Annotated in this window: 10 protein-coding genes; 4 read left to right on the top strand and 6 right to left on the bottom strand. The window is 63.6% G+C overall.

Annotation, left to right across the window (positions count from 1 at the left end; all coding sequences use genetic code 11):
* Positions 1 to 28: 28 nt before the first annotated feature.
* The 5 genes from CW305_RS01725 to CW305_RS01745 form a co-directional block, all read right to left on the bottom strand.
* On the bottom strand, positions 29 to 778 hold the full coding sequence (locus tag CW305_RS01725; RefSeq protein ID WP_104096945.1) for an alpha/beta fold hydrolase: 750 nt from the start codon (positions 776 to 778) through the stop codon (positions 29 to 31).
* Positions 771 to 1,751: an isopenicillin N synthase family dioxygenase gene (locus CW305_RS01730; RefSeq protein ID WP_104096946.1), complete on the bottom strand. Its 981-nt coding sequence runs from the start codon at positions 1,749 to 1,751 to the stop codon at positions 771 to 773. The genes CW305_RS01725 and CW305_RS01730 overlap by 8 nt, the downstream gene beginning before the upstream one ends.
* Before the next feature lie 315 nt (positions 1,752 to 2,066).
* Complete coding sequence (locus CW305_RS01735) at positions 2,067 to 4,274, bottom strand: hybrid sensor histidine kinase/response regulator (protein ID WP_104096947.1); 2,208 nt, start codon at positions 4,272 to 4,274, stop codon at positions 2,067 to 2,069.
* Positions 4,275 to 4,511: 237 nt separating this feature from the next.
* A complete protein-coding gene (locus tag CW305_RS01740) occupies positions 4,512 to 6,197 on the bottom strand; it encodes an ATP-binding protein (protein WP_014821124.1) in 1,686 nt (561 codons plus the stop codon).
* Positions 6,181 to 7,707 carry an ATPase domain-containing protein gene (locus tag CW305_RS01745; protein ID WP_014821123.1) on the bottom strand — a complete coding sequence of 509 codons (1,527 nt, stop codon included), beginning with the start codon at positions 7,705 to 7,707 and terminating at the stop codon, positions 6,181 to 6,183. Before CW305_RS01745 ends, CW305_RS01740 begins: the two co-directional genes overlap by 17 nt.
* 434 nt (positions 7,708 to 8,141) lie before the next feature.
* On the opposite strand from CW305_RS01745, the gene CW305_RS01750 reads away from it, so the two are divergent.
* Both CW305_RS01750 and CW305_RS01755 read left to right on the top strand, forming a co-directional pair.
* On the top strand, positions 8,142 to 9,449 hold the full coding sequence (locus CW305_RS01750) for an ABC1 kinase family protein (protein WP_014821122.1): 1,308 nt from the start codon (positions 8,142 to 8,144) through the stop codon (positions 9,447 to 9,449).
* Between the two features lie 14 nt (positions 9,450 to 9,463).
* The gene (locus tag CW305_RS01755; RefSeq protein WP_104096948.1) at positions 9,464 to 10,165 is read left to right on the top strand and encodes an SDR family NAD(P)-dependent oxidoreductase; all 702 of its coding nucleotides are present in this window, start codon (positions 9,464 to 9,466) and stop codon (positions 10,163 to 10,165) included.
* 77 nt (positions 10,166 to 10,242) lie between these two features.
* Here CW305_RS01755 and CW305_RS01760 read toward each other — a convergent pair whose 3' ends face one another.
* Positions 10,243 to 11,433, bottom strand: coding sequence for a Fic family protein (locus tag CW305_RS01760; protein WP_003285380.1), 1,191 nt, complete (start codon positions 11,431 to 11,433; stop codon positions 10,243 to 10,245).
* A gap of 297 nt (positions 11,434 to 11,730) precedes the next feature.
* On the opposite strand from CW305_RS01760, the gene ggt reads away from it, so the two are divergent.
* Together ggt and CW305_RS01770 are read left to right on the top strand one after the other, a co-directional pair.
* On the top strand, positions 11,731 to 13,404 hold the full coding sequence (gene ggt, locus CW305_RS01765) for a gamma-glutamyltransferase (RefSeq protein ID WP_104096949.1): 1,674 nt from the start codon (positions 11,731 to 11,733) through the stop codon (positions 13,402 to 13,404).
* 454 nt (positions 13,405 to 13,858) lie between these two features.
* Positions 13,859 to 14,599 carry a gluconate 2-dehydrogenase subunit 3 family protein gene (locus CW305_RS01770; RefSeq protein WP_026006460.1) on the top strand — a complete coding sequence of 247 codons (741 nt, stop codon included), beginning with the start codon at positions 13,859 to 13,861 and terminating at the stop codon, positions 14,597 to 14,599.
* Positions 14,600 to 14,603: the final 4 nt, after the last annotated feature.

Here is a 14,603-nt window from a genome sequence, read left to right on the forward strand (position 1 = left end):
GCGTGATAAGCGCGATGCAATAAACGGGTCAGTGCACCGGATGTGGATGGCGAGCGAAGAAATCCAGCAGGGCGGCGAGCAGCAGGTCGGGCATGGCCAATTGCGGCGCATGGCCGCAATCGAGCACCACCCGCTCGGCGCCAGGCACCAGCTGCTGCATGCGCTGTTGCACCCGTGGCAGCACTGATCGATCACGCGCGGCTTCGATATACAAGCGCGGCAGACGTCCGAAACGCTCGGCGCTCCACTGCGCGGCGATGTCGCGACCGCCGTCGGGCTGCACCGTCAGGCGGCGCGCGGCACTGATCGCGGCCTGTGCCGGTGCATCGTGAAAGAACACCGCACAGGCGGCATCGCTGGGTACGCGACTGCCGCCGGGCACCGCTTCGAGATAGGGCCCGATGCCGCTGACCTCGGGAAAGTCGCGGGCGAGTTCGGCACAGAGTTCGCCGAAGCCCATGCCGCTGGGCAGCATCATGCCGGCGACATAGGCGACCCCGGCGATGCGCTCGGCATAAGCCTCGGCCACGGCGGTGGCGGTGACGCCGCCGCCGGAATGCGCCACCAGCTGAATCGGGCCAGGCAGCGTCTCGATCAGCGCTCCAATGTGCTCGACGTAGCGCTGCAGCGAGACATCGGCGAGCGGCGTGGCGTCGCTACCATTGCCTGGTAGATCGACCGCGTGCGGTCGGTGCCCGGCGCTGCGCAGGCCTTCGAGCAGCGAATCCCAGACCCAGCTACCGGCCCAGGCCCCGTGGATGAGGACGATGTCAGCCATAGGTCCTCCGGTACATCTCGCGGTGGTGTTCCTCCACTGTCACGGCGGGGTAGCGCGGCGCCTCGCCGGGCGCGAGGCAGGTCGGCAGGCACTCGACCAGATGGTCCGGGTTGCCGCTGAAGAAGAACGGCACGCTGTAGCGCTCGCGTCCGGAAATGTTGACCACCCGGTGTAGCGTCGAACGGTACTGATCGTTGGTCCAGCGGGCGATCATGTCGCCCAGGTTGACCACATAGGTGCCGGGCACGGGCGCTGCGTGAATCCAGCTCATGCTGTGGCGATCCCAGACCTGCAGGCCGGGGTTCTCGTCCTGCAAAAGCAGCGTCAGCCCGCCGAAATCGGTATGCGCGCCGCAGCCCTTCTCGCCGGGCGCGGCATTGGCCGGCTGTGGCGGATAGTGCAGCAGGCGCAGGGTGCTCATGGAGTCGCGGCAGAAGCCGGCGAAATGTTCCTCCGGCAGTTGCAGCGAGAGCGCGATGGCGCCCATCAGCCGTGCCGCGAGGGCGTTCATCGCATCGCGATAGCGCTCCATGGTCGGGCGAAAGTCCGCAAGCTCGGTTGGCCACTGGTTGGCACCGTGGTTGAAGCGACCGGCCAGTACCCGCGGGTCGTCCTCGGCCAACTCCTCGCCGATATAGAAGCCTTCCTTGAGATCGGCCGGCGCACCGGCTTCCAGCACCTGACCGCGCAACGGCTCATAGCCGCGATTGGCCTTCGAGAACACCTTGTCCAGCGCACGCTTGCCTGCTTCCGGCTGGGAAAAGAAGACCCGCGCCTGCTCGAACACCGCCTGTTGTAGCGCCGGGTCGACGCCGTGGTTGGCGACGCAGAAGAAGCCGACCTCGCGACAGGCCGCGCCGATGCGTTCGGCCACGGCAGTGCGCTCGGCAAGGTCGGGAGAAAACAGCCCGGCGATATCGATCAGCGGCAGCGCGGCGGCTTCGAGATGGCGGGCACAAAGGGACTGGTTCATGGCTCGATCCTGCTCTGCCGACGCGAAATGGCGGTCGGCGAGCGCAGTATCTGGCGGGTCATGCTGTGCGCAAAAGCAGAGAATATCGAGCAAGCCGATGCCGTTTCGGCAGCACCTTCCGGTGCTTCAAAATGAGGCGGAAGGTGTTTCTGAAAGGTGCACTGCGAGCGGCCGGCGTTGTGTAGTTTTCAAATCTGACGCAGAAATTATGCGGCGTTCGCGCACCATATAGGTGCGGTTATCCCGCCGCAGAAAAGGCAATTATTTTTTCGGGCAAACAGGAAGGCGTCAGTCATGAGCGCCTTCCGCCTCGCTCTAGGGTGTATTGACCGCGTCGAGAAGGGCCTCGGCCAGGGTCTGGCTGGTGAAGGGTTTGGCTAGCACACGCAGCCCGTGCTCGGCAGCGAGACGCTCGGTGTAGCCTGTCGCGAGGATGATGGGCAGTTCGGGATACAGGCCTTGGGCTTCCGCCGCAAGACCAACCCCGTCCAGCCGTCCGGGCATGACGATATCCGAAAGAAGCACATCGATAGGCGGGCGCGTGCCATCGGCGAGCCTGGCCAGGGCTGAATCCGCGTCCTGCGCCTCGTCGACCAAATAGCCCAGTTCCTCAAGCATCGACATCACCACCTCGCGCACCTCGGCGTCGTCGTCGACCAAGAGCACCCGTGTGGTTCGGTTGGCACGTTCCGGTGCCTTCTCTACCGGGCCAGCCGGTTCGCTGCGGTGTTCGACGCGTGGCAGCAGGAGGCGGACGCGCGTGCCCCTGCCGACTTCGCTGTCGATCGCTACCGCGCCGCCTGATTGGTGCGCGAAGCCATAGACCTGCGCCAGACCGAGGCCCGTTCCCTCGCCGATGGCCTTGGTTGTGAAGAAAGGCTCGAATGCCCGCGCCTGGACCTCCTTGCTCATTCCACAACCTGTGTCGAGGACGTCGACGGCGAGATAGGTCCTTGTCCCCAGGCTTGGCAGGGCGATGTCTCCATGCGCCACGTCGTGCAGGCTGATGCTCAACGGACCGCCGTCTGGCATGGCGTCCCGTGCATTGATCGCCAGGTTGAGGATGGCCAGCTCGCATTGCACCGGGTCCAGCGCCGCCGGCCAGGGGCGGTCCGGCAAGTCGAGCTGTAGAACGACGTTATTGGGCAACGCGCCGGTCAGCAGTTCGTGCATGCCGAGAATCAATGCGCGCAAGTCGACCTGCTCGACATCTCCGGTGCGGTTTCGACTGAAGGTCATCAGGTGCCGCGTAAGGCGGGTAGCCCGTTGAGCCGAACGCTGGCATGCCTCGATGGCGCGCTTGGCTCGGGGGTTTGGGCTCAGCATGTCGGCCAGCTGCAAGCCGACGGTCATGCTTTGCAGAAGGTTATTGAACTCGTGCGATATACCCGCGGTGAGGTTGCCCAGCGCTTCAAGTTTCTGGCCCTGCAGCAGCGCCCGATGCGAGCGTTCGGCCTGGGCGACGGCTTCCTCGACCCGCTCTGCCATTTCCTGGCTCGAGCGGTGAATGGTCTTGCTGGCCTGGGCAAGTACCTGCGCGGTCCGGTCGGTCTCGTCCATGCCGGTCCGAGGTGCCTCGAAGACTTCCCCTCGGGCCAAGGCGCCGGCTGCCTGGTCCAGTTGAGTCAAGGGGCGGGTGATGGTGCGGCCGAGCGCAATGGCCAGTCCGATCGCCAGCGCGAGCACCAGCAGGATGCCGATGGCCGCGGTTCCGATGGGTTTCAATACGCTTGCGAGCAGGTCCTCACGGGGAATGCCGATCAGTACCGTCCAGCCTGAACTTTCACCACGGCTGATAAAAGAAACCACGCGTTGATTGTCGCGGGTGACGGAAATCAGCTTGCCTTGGCGAGTCGCTAGCCCGCGTAAATCGGCGACGAAGTTGTCGTCCGCGGCTTCACCTACATGTCTGCTGGGGTCCCGGGTGCGCGCAACGATAGTGTGTGTCTGGTCCAAAACGGCACCAAGCCAGCGCTCGGGAAGCTCCTGAGCTTGCAGCAGGGCTTCGATGCGGCTGACCGGAAACTTCATGGTCAGGTAGTAGACGACTCGGCCGTCACGCATCACCGGGCGGTGAATGGCGACGCTGTGCACGCGCGTCAACGGGTCGCGAAACATCGGACTGACGTCTAGCAGCGGGGTGTTCTCGAAGCCTGGCAGGCTCGGTGGCATCGGCAACGGCGCGCCAAAAGGGTAGTCCGTATCAGCCAGGGGCACGCCGTTCGGGTCGAATATGCTTACGCCGGTGGCTATCGGTTGAACGGTCTGCTGTAGACGTTCATGAAACGCACGCAGATCGCCACTCACCAGTGTTGGCGAGGCGGCCAGCGTCGTGACCACTGCGCCGAAGCGATCAAGTTCGCGCTCAACGGCAAGACTTACGCCGCGAGTGGTCTCGTACATACTTTGGTCGATCTGCTGTGACTGCGCTCGGTAAACCGAATAGGTTGCAAACAGCGCGAAGGCCAGCGCCGGTGCGATGACGGCGATGACCAGCCAGATGAGACGGGCGCGTATCGACACGAAGCAAGTTCCTGATCGGAGCAAGAGTCAATGCGGGTTCGGCATCATGTATGAGCCCGTTGCTTTCGTCGGGCCTAGTCAGAAGACCGCAGGCGCGCCGGCTTGTTACGACGTTACAGACCAATGACGGCATCGAACCAACCGAACTTCAGCGGGAACACCTGCGCGTCGCCTCGGCTGAAGGTGGGCTGACGGATTGGCCGACCCGCCTGGAACGCCCCGTAAGGAAGGGGTGGATCAGTGAACTTCCACACCATCGATAGCGGTGCGCAACGAGATTGCCAGTTCTTCCAGCCGGTAGGGCTTGGCCAATACGTGCACGCCTTCTGCGGCGGCAGATTGCTGTGCGGCTTCGGCGTAGCCGCTGGTAAGCAGCACGGGAACACCGAGGGCGCGGGTGCGGATCTCTCGGGCCAGTTCAACACCGTTCATGCCGCCCGGCATCATCACGTCGGAGAATACGATGTCCACCTGACAGCCGTTCTGCAGCGCGCCCAGCGCGTCTGTGGCACTGGCGGCATGGGTGACGCGATAGCCGAGATGTTCGAGCATCTCGCCGACCAGGGCCGCGACTTCTTCATCATCGTCCACCAGCAGTACGGTACCGGCCGAGGCGTCGGGGCTGTCGTCTTCGACAGGCCGTTCGCCGTCGGGCTGATCGGGCACACGCGCCGAACGTGGCAGCAGCATGATCACGCTGGTTCCGCGATCGCATTCGCTTTCGATCCACACGGTGCCGCCGGACTGCCGCGCGAAGCCGTAGACCTGTGCCAGCCCGAGCCCTGAGCCTTTGCCTATCTCCTTGGTGGTGAAGAAGGGGTCGAATACGCGGGTGCGAACCTCCTCGGGAATGCCGGTGCCCGAGTCGGTCACCGTGAGGCGGACAAAATCGCCGGTGATGCCCAGCACCGTTTCGCCAGGTGCATTGCTGGCTTCGATCAGGATCGAGCCGCCGTCGGGCATGGCGTCGCGGGCATTCACGGCCAGGTTGAGGACGACCAGCTCCAGCTCGCCAGGGTCCACTTCGACCGGCCAGAGATCCGGCTCGAACTGCACTTCCACGTGCACGTCGCCGCTCAGGCTGCGGTCGAGCAGCTCGCGCATGCGGCCGATGCGCAGCACCAGGTCGACCGACTCGGGTTCCAGTGACTGGCGGCGGGAGAAGGCGAGCAGTTGCCGGGTGAGGGCGGTTCCGCGTTGCGCGGCCTGGCGCATGCCATCCATCAACCGCTCGCGGCGTGCAGGGTCGGCGCGGCGGTTGAGCATGTCGAGGCCGCCGGAAATCACCATCAGCAGGTTGTTGAAGTCGTGGGCGATGCCGCCGGTGAGCTGGCCGATGGCTTCGATCTTCTGCGCCTGGCGCAGGGTTTCTTCGATCTGCGCGCGCTCGGCCATCTGTGTGCGCAATTCCTGGTTGGCCTTTTCCAGTTCGCTGGTGCGCTCGACGACCAGCGCTTCGAGTTGATTCGAGGCGCGCTCACGGGCTTCGAGCAAGGCTCTGACTTCGTACTGGCGATGCCGCCCGCGCAGGGCGGCTTTCACCGCGCTGGTAAGGGTGATGCTCTGTACCGGGCGTTCCAGCAGGGAAACGTTGCGCAGCGCCGCCACCATGCGCTGACGCCATGCGGCGACTGCCGGCTGTTGATGCTTGCTGGTGAGGACCACGAATGGAAAGTCGGACCACGCCGGTTGCTGATCGACCCAGGTGGCCAGTGCTTGGAGGTCCTGACCGAAGAGGCCTTCTTCGGCGATGAAAACGGCGTCGGCATCGGTTTCGGCGCGACGTAGCACCTCATCGACACTGTGGCAGACAACGGCGTCCATGCCGCTGCGGCTGAGCAGTTCGGCCGAGGCGGGACCGTCCCGGCCGATGGGGGCATAGACGACTACGATGGGGCCTTCTCGTTTAGTGGGCGTCGTCATGCTCGTCTGTCAGTAGCTGAGTCGCATCACCGGTGTATTCCGGTGTGCCCGATAGGATGCCGCTGAAGTGGCTGAGCGGCGGCCCGACCTCGAGGCCGGCGCTACTGAGGCGGTACTCACGGACGGTGTTTTCATGCCGTCCGCTGCGCTTTTTCACCACTGACAACGCCCGGCGAACGACGCCGGCATGCTCGAAGTAGCGCTGCATGATAACCGCATCGCTGAGATAGCTGATATCCACAGGCGTATCCATTGGGCCGACCAGGCCATGCTGGGCGAGCACCATGATGCTGATCACGCCTTTCTGGCCCAGATAACTCAACAGCTCGTGCATCTGCAGAATCAGGAATCGGCCATCAGGCATCGCGTGCAGATAGCCGTTGAGGCTGTCCAGAATCACCAGGCCGGCCCCCCGCACCTCTACGCCCTGGCGGACCGCGGCGGTGAACTCGCCGGGCGACAGCTCGGCCGGGTCGACCTGTTGCAGATGCAGCAGCCCCTGTTCGATCCACGGTTCCATGGGCAGCCCCAGCGCCCGCCCGCGCGCCAGCAGTGTGGCGATGTTTTCGTCAAAGACGAAGAAGGCGACCTGCTCGCCGCGTTTGCACGCCGCGACCGCATAGCTCAAGGCCAGCGAGGATTTGCCCACGCCGGCCGCGCCGACCAGCAGCGCGTTGGTGCCGCGTTCCAGGCCGCCACCCAGCATCTTGTCCAGTGCCGGATTACCGGACGAGGCCAGCTCACCGGAGAAGGACGAGTGGTGCTCGGCGGCGATGAGCCGGGGATAGATGCGCAGGCCGCCCTTGCGGATGGCGAAGTCGTGGTAGCCGCCGCGAAACTGGATGCCACGCATCTTGATCACTCGCAGACGCCTGCGCTCGGCACCGTAGTCGATTGCCACCTGCTCCAGCATGACCACGCCGTGGGAGATGGAATGCAGTTGCAGGTCGCCCACTTCCGAAGTCTGGTCGTCGAGCAGGATCACCGTGCAGTTGCGGGTGGTGAAGAAATGCTTGAGCGCCAACACCTGCCGCCGGTAGCGCAGAGGGCTTTGCGCCAGCAGGCGCATTTCCGAGAGGCTGTCGAAGATCACGCGACTCGGATTGGTTTCGGTGACCCGATCGAACACCTGCTGCGTGGTTTCACTCAGCTCCATCTCCACGGGGTGCAGCACCGTCAGTTCGAGGTCCGGGTCCAGGCTGGTTTCCGGCGTGACCAGCTCGAACACATCGATACCGTCGAGGGACCACCCGTGCCGCTTGGCGACCAGCTCCAGTTCGTCCTTGGTTTCCGAGAGGGTGACATAGAGAACGCGCTCGCCCTGGCGGACCCCTTCGAGCAGGAACTGCAGCGCAATGGTGGTCTTGCCCGAGCCCGGGCTACCTTCGTACAGGTACATGCGGTTGGGGTCGAGGCCGCCGCCGAGAATGTCATCCAGCCCCTCGCTGCCAGTGGAAATGCGAGGGGGTTCATCGTCTGGTTGGAAGGAAAGATTAGTGAAATCGGTCATTCCGTTCTCCTTAACGCAGGCGCCGCTGCGTGCTTCGTTCCCACTCCTGCATGTCCATATCGGGACGGAGGCGGAGGGGAACAGGCCCGTTATTCGCCTGGTGGGCAGGTCGGGCTGAATGCCGCTCGAATCGTCGCCTGATGCGCTTCTGATGTGCCGAAAATTGCGCGTTTGGCGGTCGACGTTCGAGGGGCGCAGTCATTTAATCCGACTCGCCAGCCGCCTGCCCGTTCCGCATGAGTGTGCTCGGCACCTCCGCTGCAGCGCGCTCTCCAGGCGGCGCGACCATCTGCTGCGCGGTCCCCCCGGCCGCTTCGCTCGTTGCCCTTGAGCTACTTCGAACCCCTCCGCTGCGCAACAGACTGCAACCATTGAACCTTGGATCATGGGCCGGGCTGCCCCATGATCAGCCTTTGCCTTCGCGGGTCGCCTGCATGTCTCGATTCTCTCGTCCGTCGGCTTCGGCACTGGGTCGCTTTCTGCAACTGGGCGGCACTGGCGCGCGCATTGCCGGCAACCTGCTGGTGCAGCGCATCACGCCAGGCAAGGCGCGTATCGACTGGGTGCCGGTCGGTGAACTGCTCGGTGATGCGCTTGGGCAGATGAAGGGCCCGGTGCTGAAGCTCGGTCAGCAGGCCTCGCAATGGCAGGACCTGCTGCCCGAACCGATCAGCGCGGCGCTGGCGCGCTTGCAGAACCAGGTGCCCTCGCTGCCATTCGATGCGCTGGAAGCCAATCTGCAGCGCCTCTATGACGGCAAGCTGTACGAACTGTTCGAGTCCATCGACCCGGAGCCCGCGGCGGCGGCCTCGCTGGGCCAGGTCCACCGCGCTCGGGATAGGCAGGGCAGGGCGCTGATCATGAAGGTCCAGTACCCCGGCATCCGCGCCATCTGCGATGCCGATCTGCGCCAACTACGCCGCTTGATGCCGCTCGGGCGACTGTTCGGCACGCCGCCCGCGCGTCTCGATGCGGTGTATATCGAGCTGCAACGGGCCATTGCCGAGGAACTCGACTACGAGGCCGAGCGCGCCAACCTCGAAGCCTTCCGCGAGCACTTCAGCAACTGGCCGGGCATCCGCATTCCCTTTGCCGCGGGCGAACTCTGCCGGCCCGGTGTGCTGGTGCTGGAAGACCTGCCGGGCCGCTCCATGGCCGAGGTCGAACAGGCCCCGGCGGAGGTGCGCCAGCGCCTGGCCGAAACCCTCTGCGAATGGCTGGCCGAGCAGGCATTCGGTCTGCAACGGCTGCATACCGATCCGCATCCCGGCAACCTCGCCTGGACCGAGTCCGGCGAGCTGGTGGTCTACGATTTCGGCAGCGTACTGCGCCTGGAACCGCGTTTGCTGGCGGGCTACGTACAGATATTCGAAGCACTGCGCAGCGTTTCCAGCGAGGCGTTGGAGCCGGGATTCCAAGCCCTGGGCGGGCGCCAACCGGGGAGCACGCCGCCGCACGGCCTGTATCGACGCATCCACCTGATGTTGCACCCGCTACTGCAACCCGGCGCGCAGTGGGACTTCCGCGAGGCGGCGCTGCATCAACGGCTGTCCGAGCTGTTCCCCCTGATGATGTCCGCACTCGGCAGCCTGCAACCGGCTTCCGGCACCTTGCTGATCAACCGCACCCTGGAAGGCCATTACTGGAACCTCTACCGGCTCGGCGCTTGCTTGCCCATCGCCGACCTGCTCGCCGAACATATCGAACGCTGGCGCAGCGAAGCCGACGCCCGTCGACCGTAAATCTGGAGATCGTCATGCCGTTGGATTCATTCCCCGAAGGGTTTCGTGCGCTGGTCATCGGCGCATCCGGTGGCATCGGCGCCGCACTGGTCGATGCCTTGCGCAGCGATCCGCACTGCGCATCGGTCATTGCGCTGAGTCGCTCGTCCGAGCCGGCGCTCGACCTGACCGATCCCTCCAGCATCGAACAAGCCGCGGCCAGCGTGGCGGGGCAGGGGCCGTTTCATCTGATCATCAACGCCGCCGGCGTGCTGCACGGTGCCGACTTCATGCCGGAGAAGCGCCTGGCCGATCTCGACCAGGCGCAGCTGCTCGCCACCTTCCAGATCAACACCTTCGGCCCGGCCATCCTGCTGCGTCACTTCAGCGGGCTGCTCGACCGCCAGCGCGGCGTGCTCGCCATGCTCTCGGCCAAGGTCGGCAGCATCGGCGATAACCGCCTCGGCGGCTGGTACAGCTACCGCGCCTCCAAGGCCGCGCTGAACATGCTGATCAAGACTGCTTCCATCGAGGTGCGCCGTAGCCAACCGAATGCGGTGCTGCTGGCGCTGCACCCGGGCACGGTGAACTCACGGCTGTCGCAGCCCTTTCGGGGCGAAGAGATCGGCCGTCCCGCCAGCGATGCCGCGCGGGATCTGTTGCGGGTAATCGATGGGCTGGGGCCTGAGGCCAGTGGTGGGTTTTATGCGTATAGCGGGGATGAGTTGCCCTGGTAGGGGTAGCCGCTGGGGCGGATGCTCGCGGATAGCCAGCAGCCCGGTGCACCAGCTAGCGTTGAGCGATCCATGATCTCTCATTGGAAGCGTCGATGCAGATCCGGAAAGATGTCTTGGGCGAACCAGGAGGGTAGCCCGGGTTCGACCGTTCGCGACTTCGGCGTACGGCTGACCACGATGCCGGCCTTGATCAATCGTGAAAGCTCGTCGATGGCAGGTCGTGACGAAAGCCCGGTGAATGTCTTGAACTCACTACGCGGCAACGAACCCTGCAGCAGAAGCGCCAATACAGCTGGTGCGCTTTCCTGGCGTATGCCCACATCGAGCAGTTTCTCATTCGTCTTGAATGCTCTGATGACCCGCTCCCGAAGCTTGTCGCGGTTTAAGGCTTCGGTCATGTAATCCACTTGGTCGTGACACACGTCGAGCATGAACTCGATGAATGCGAAGTAGTGCTTCTGGGACATCTGGCCTCGACCGTCGTAGTCACCTTCCCGGGGCCTGTCGGCCATGGCCAAGGTTCTATAGTAGTCCTCGTGCCGGCGGGCGAGGCCACGTGACAAAGACCAAAGATGAGGTTGCAGGCCAAGCTGTACGAGCTGCAGGTGCGTGATCATTCGAGCCACACGGCCGTTGCCATCCAAGAACGGGTGTACCCACGCTAAGCGGTGATGATTAGCGAGCGTAGCAATCAGACGGCGCCTAGGGTCCTGGCTAGCTCCATAGAACCTCTGAAGATGTTCCAGCATTGCCTGGACGGCAGCAGCAGCGGGGGCGGCATGGTTTCCAACGACTACCTCGTCTGCTGGCTGGCTACGCAATTTGCCAGGTACCAGCACTCTGCCATCTGACAGGCGACGGCTGTTTTCATCTGTCCCGTCAAACAGGCGAAAATGCACCGCGCTGATCAACTCGGGTGAGAACATGGCGTGGAACTCCGGAGCCTTGAGGCGCAGGGCACGCTCGAACACGCGTTGGACTTCCATATGCTTGACCGCAAGATCCTTAAGGAGCTGGCGCTCTCTCTTGGGAGCGTTCTGCGCCTTCTGCATCGCCGCGGGCTCGGTGTACTGCCCTTCTATCAGGTTCGAATAGTAGGTGTTGGTGATGAGCAATAGCTTGCCCAAACGAGCAGCAGTTTCGGGGGCAACTCGGCCAGCAAGAAATGCTACCTTTGCTGGCAGCGAATCCGCCTTCTCGATGATGGAACTCGGCAGCTGTTCCGGGAGCACAGGATCAAGCCAGGTCTTGGATGTAATGAGCGTCATGACGATGACATTTCGCTTCGGTCAGGAAATTCGGCAAGTCTAGCACTCATCGCTGCACATTTTTTTTCACAAATATCCAGTCTGCATGCCCCGCCAATATTGAGGCTTGGCTTTTTCAATCAAGCTCCGCCTGCATATTTATAAGCACATTTCGAAAGCACCAGTCATCTCTCAGCCCGGCGCGGCATTCTCCCCAGGCCGATATGCACCTACGCCTCGTCCCCATTGTCTATGTTGATGATTACCGCCCAGGCCATCGCCGGGGCGGCGGTGACCACAAGAATAAGGATGAGCACGATGCGTTTGCTTCAGATCAGCAGGTTGACCCTTGGCGTGGCGATCGTCGCTACGGGCCACATTGCCCACGGCGCGCTTCTGGAAGGCGGGGCGGTCGCCGCACCCGACGAGTACAGCGCCAACGTGGCCGCCCAGGTGCTCAAGGCCGGCGGCAATGCGGTGGATGCCGCGGTGGCGACCGCCTTCACCCTGGCCGTCACCTACCCCGAGGCGGGCAACATCGGCGGTGGTGGCTTCATGACGCTGTATATCGAGGGCAAACCGTATTTCCTGGACTACCGGGAAGTCGCGCCCAAGGCCTCCAGCAAGACCATGTACCTCGACGACAAGGGCGAGGTGATCGAGAACCTGAGCCTGGTCGGCGCCAAGGCGTCCGGCGTGCCCGGCACCGTGTTGGGCATGTGGGAGGCACACCAGCGCTTCGGCAAGCTGCCCTGGAGCGAGCTCATCACCCCGGCGGTCGGCTATGCCCGTGCAGGCTTCACAGTGGCCGACCAGCAATTCCAGTACCGCGAGGACGCCATCGGGCTGTTCAACGGCACGACCAACTTCGAGGATTACTTCGGCAGCATGCGGCCCGGTTCCACCTTCCGCCAGCCGGAGCTTGCCGAGACGCTGGAGCGCATCGCCGACAAGGGGCCTGACGACTTCTACAGAGGTCAGACCGCCGACTTGCTGGTTGCGCAGATGAAGCGTGACGACGGGCTCATCACCAAGGAGGACCTGGCCGACTACCGCGTCAAATGGCGCGAGCCGATGCGTGTCGACTGGCACGGCAACAGCCTCTACACCGCGCCACTGCCCAGCTCCGGCGGCATCGCCCTGGCGCAGCTGATCGGCATGAAGGAGCAGCGCGCCGCCGACTACAAGGGTGTCGAACTCAACTCGGCACGTTACATCCACCTGCTGGCGGAGATCGAAAAGCGCGTGTTTGCCGACCGTGCCGACTACCTCGGCGACCCGGACTACTCCGACGTACCGGTCACGAAGCTGACATCGACTGATTACCTGAAGCAGCGCGCGGCCGAGGTCAATCCAACTGCCATCTCCGAGACCGAGAAGGTGCGCCCGGGCCTTGAGCCAAGGCAGACGACTCACTTTTCCATCGTCGATGCCGATGGCAACGCGGTCAGCAACACCTACACCCTCAACCTGGATTACGGCAGCGGTGTGGTGGTCAAGGGCGCCGGCTTCCTGCTCAACAACGAAATGGACGACTTCAGTGCCAAGCCGGGCGTCGCCAATGCCTTCGGCGTGGTCGGTAGCGACGCCAATGCCATCGAGCCAGGCAAGCGCATGCTGTCGTCGATGAGCCCGAGCATCGTCACGCGTGACGGCAAGGTCAGCCTGGTACTCGGTACACCGGGCGGTTCGCGCATCTTTACCTCGATCTTCCAGGTGCTGAACAACGTCTACGACTTCGACATGCCGCTGGAAAAAGCCGTGGCCGCGCAACGCGTGCACCATCAGCTGCTGCCGAAGGACACTATCTACTACGACGCCCATGCACCGCTGACCGGCAAGGTGGCCGACGAGCTGAAAGCCATGGGCTACACGCTGGAGGATCAGGGCTGGTTGATGGGTGATATCCAGGCGATACGCGTCGATGGCACGCGCCTGCAGACCGGCTCAGACCCGCGCGGTCGTGGAGTGGGGATGGTCGTCAAGCCTTGATGGGCGAGGAAGGCCGCGGGTAGGAGAGCGCAGCCGCGTTTTGACACGTCATGCGCCGCAGGACCGCGGCGCATCGATGTTCAGCCTTTCGATGTGCCTATCCATCGGGTCATGCGGCGTCAAGCGTGCCCTCAGAGGGCAAACGGGCATATCGCTTGTCCTGCTCACCCGTTGGAAATTCCAAAGGCCTATGTCGAGTCTGCTGCTCCTACCCCTCAGTCAGCGCCTGCAACCGCTCTAGCTATTTGGTTTGAACGTCATTCGCCGTCTGGCTGTCCGACTTCGGGACAGGGGTTCCGTGGCCCTGGCGCTTTATTTTGTTGCGAAGTTTGTGCAGCTAGGCGCGCATTCCGAGGCAGTTCGGCATGGCGGTCAGCGTGCTCCGCCGGGCCGTTTTCCGAGTGGAACTTCCTAAGCCGCGCGACCCCGATCCATTGGTTCATAAGGAGTCGAGATGCCTACAAATCCCCCCAACGGATTGACCCGACGCAAGCTGCTCACTGCATCGGCCGCTACCGTGGCGGCCGGAGTCGCCGCGACCGCGAAGGCCGTTACCGTCAACGGCGTACCGCAGTGGCTGCCCTTCGACCATAACGGCCCGCTGCATTACGAGGCCAAGGGCTGGCAGTTCTTTACTCTTGAGGAGGCCCGGGAGGTGGAGGCGATCGTCGAGCGCCTGATCCCTGCCGACGATCTTTCAGTCAGCGGCAAGGAGGCGGGTTGCGCGGTGTTCATCGACCGCCAGCTGGCCGGCCACTATGGCCGCTATGAGCGGCTCTATCAGCATGGTCCGTTTGTGCCTGGCGTCGAACCGCCCTCGGACTTGGTGCCTGCCGAGCGCTACCGGGTCGGTATCGAACAGCTGGGCAGGCATTGCCAGGCGACGTTCGGCAAGCGTTTCAGCGAGCTGGAAGGTGACCAGCGCGATGACGTGCTCAGGAAGATGGAGAGTGGCGATATCGCCTTCGAAGGCATCGAGTCAGAGGTGTTCTTCGAACAGATTCTGCAAAACGCCATGGAGGGATTCTTCGCCGACCCGATCTACGGCGGCAATCGCGACATGGTCAGCTGGAAGATGCTCGGCTTCCCCGGTGCCCGTTACGACTATCGCCCCTACATCGACCGGCATAACGAGAAGCTGGATCTGGTACCGCTGTCGATCATCGGCAGTTCCTCATGGAGTCGCAAGGGATGAAGGA

It is taken from the genome of Stutzerimonas kunmingensis (assembly GCF_002929225.1).
GTDB lineage: Bacteria > Pseudomonadota > Gammaproteobacteria > Pseudomonadales > Pseudomonadaceae > Stutzerimonas.

What these genes read in the sequence shown, in the direction of transcription:
- CW305_RS01730 (WP_104096946.1), bottom strand. Translation starts at nt 1,751, where the DNA reads ATGAACCAGTCCCTTTGTGCCCGCCATCTCGAAGCCGCCGCGCTGCCG.
- CW305_RS01770 (WP_026006460.1), top strand. Translation starts at nt 13,859, where the DNA reads ATGCCTACAAATCCCCCCAACGGATTGACCCGACGCAAGCTGCTCACT.
- CW305_RS01755 (WP_104096948.1), top strand. Translation starts at nt 9,464, where the DNA reads ATGCCGTTGGATTCATTCCCCGAAGGGTTTCGTGCGCTGGTCATCGGC.
- CW305_RS01725 (WP_104096945.1), bottom strand. Translation starts at nt 778, where the DNA reads ATGGCTGACATCGTCCTCATCCACGGGGCCTGGGCCGGTAGCTGGGTC.
- CW305_RS01750 (WP_014821122.1), top strand. Translation starts at nt 8,142, where the DNA reads ATGTCTCGATTCTCTCGTCCGTCGGCTTCGGCACTGGGTCGCTTTCTG.
- CW305_RS01740 (WP_014821124.1), bottom strand. Translation starts at nt 6,197, where the DNA reads ATGACGACGCCCACTAAACGAGAAGGCCCCATCGTAGTCGTCTATGCC.
- CW305_RS01745 (WP_014821123.1), bottom strand. Translation starts at nt 7,707, where the DNA reads ATGACCGATTTCACTAATCTTTCCTTCCAACCAGACGATGAACCCCCT.
- CW305_RS01760 (WP_003285380.1), bottom strand. Translation starts at nt 11,433, where the DNA reads ATGACGCTCATTACATCCAAGACCTGGCTTGATCCTGTGCTCCCGGAA.
- ggt (WP_104096949.1), top strand. Translation starts at nt 11,731, where the DNA reads ATGCGTTTGCTTCAGATCAGCAGGTTGACCCTTGGCGTGGCGATCGTC.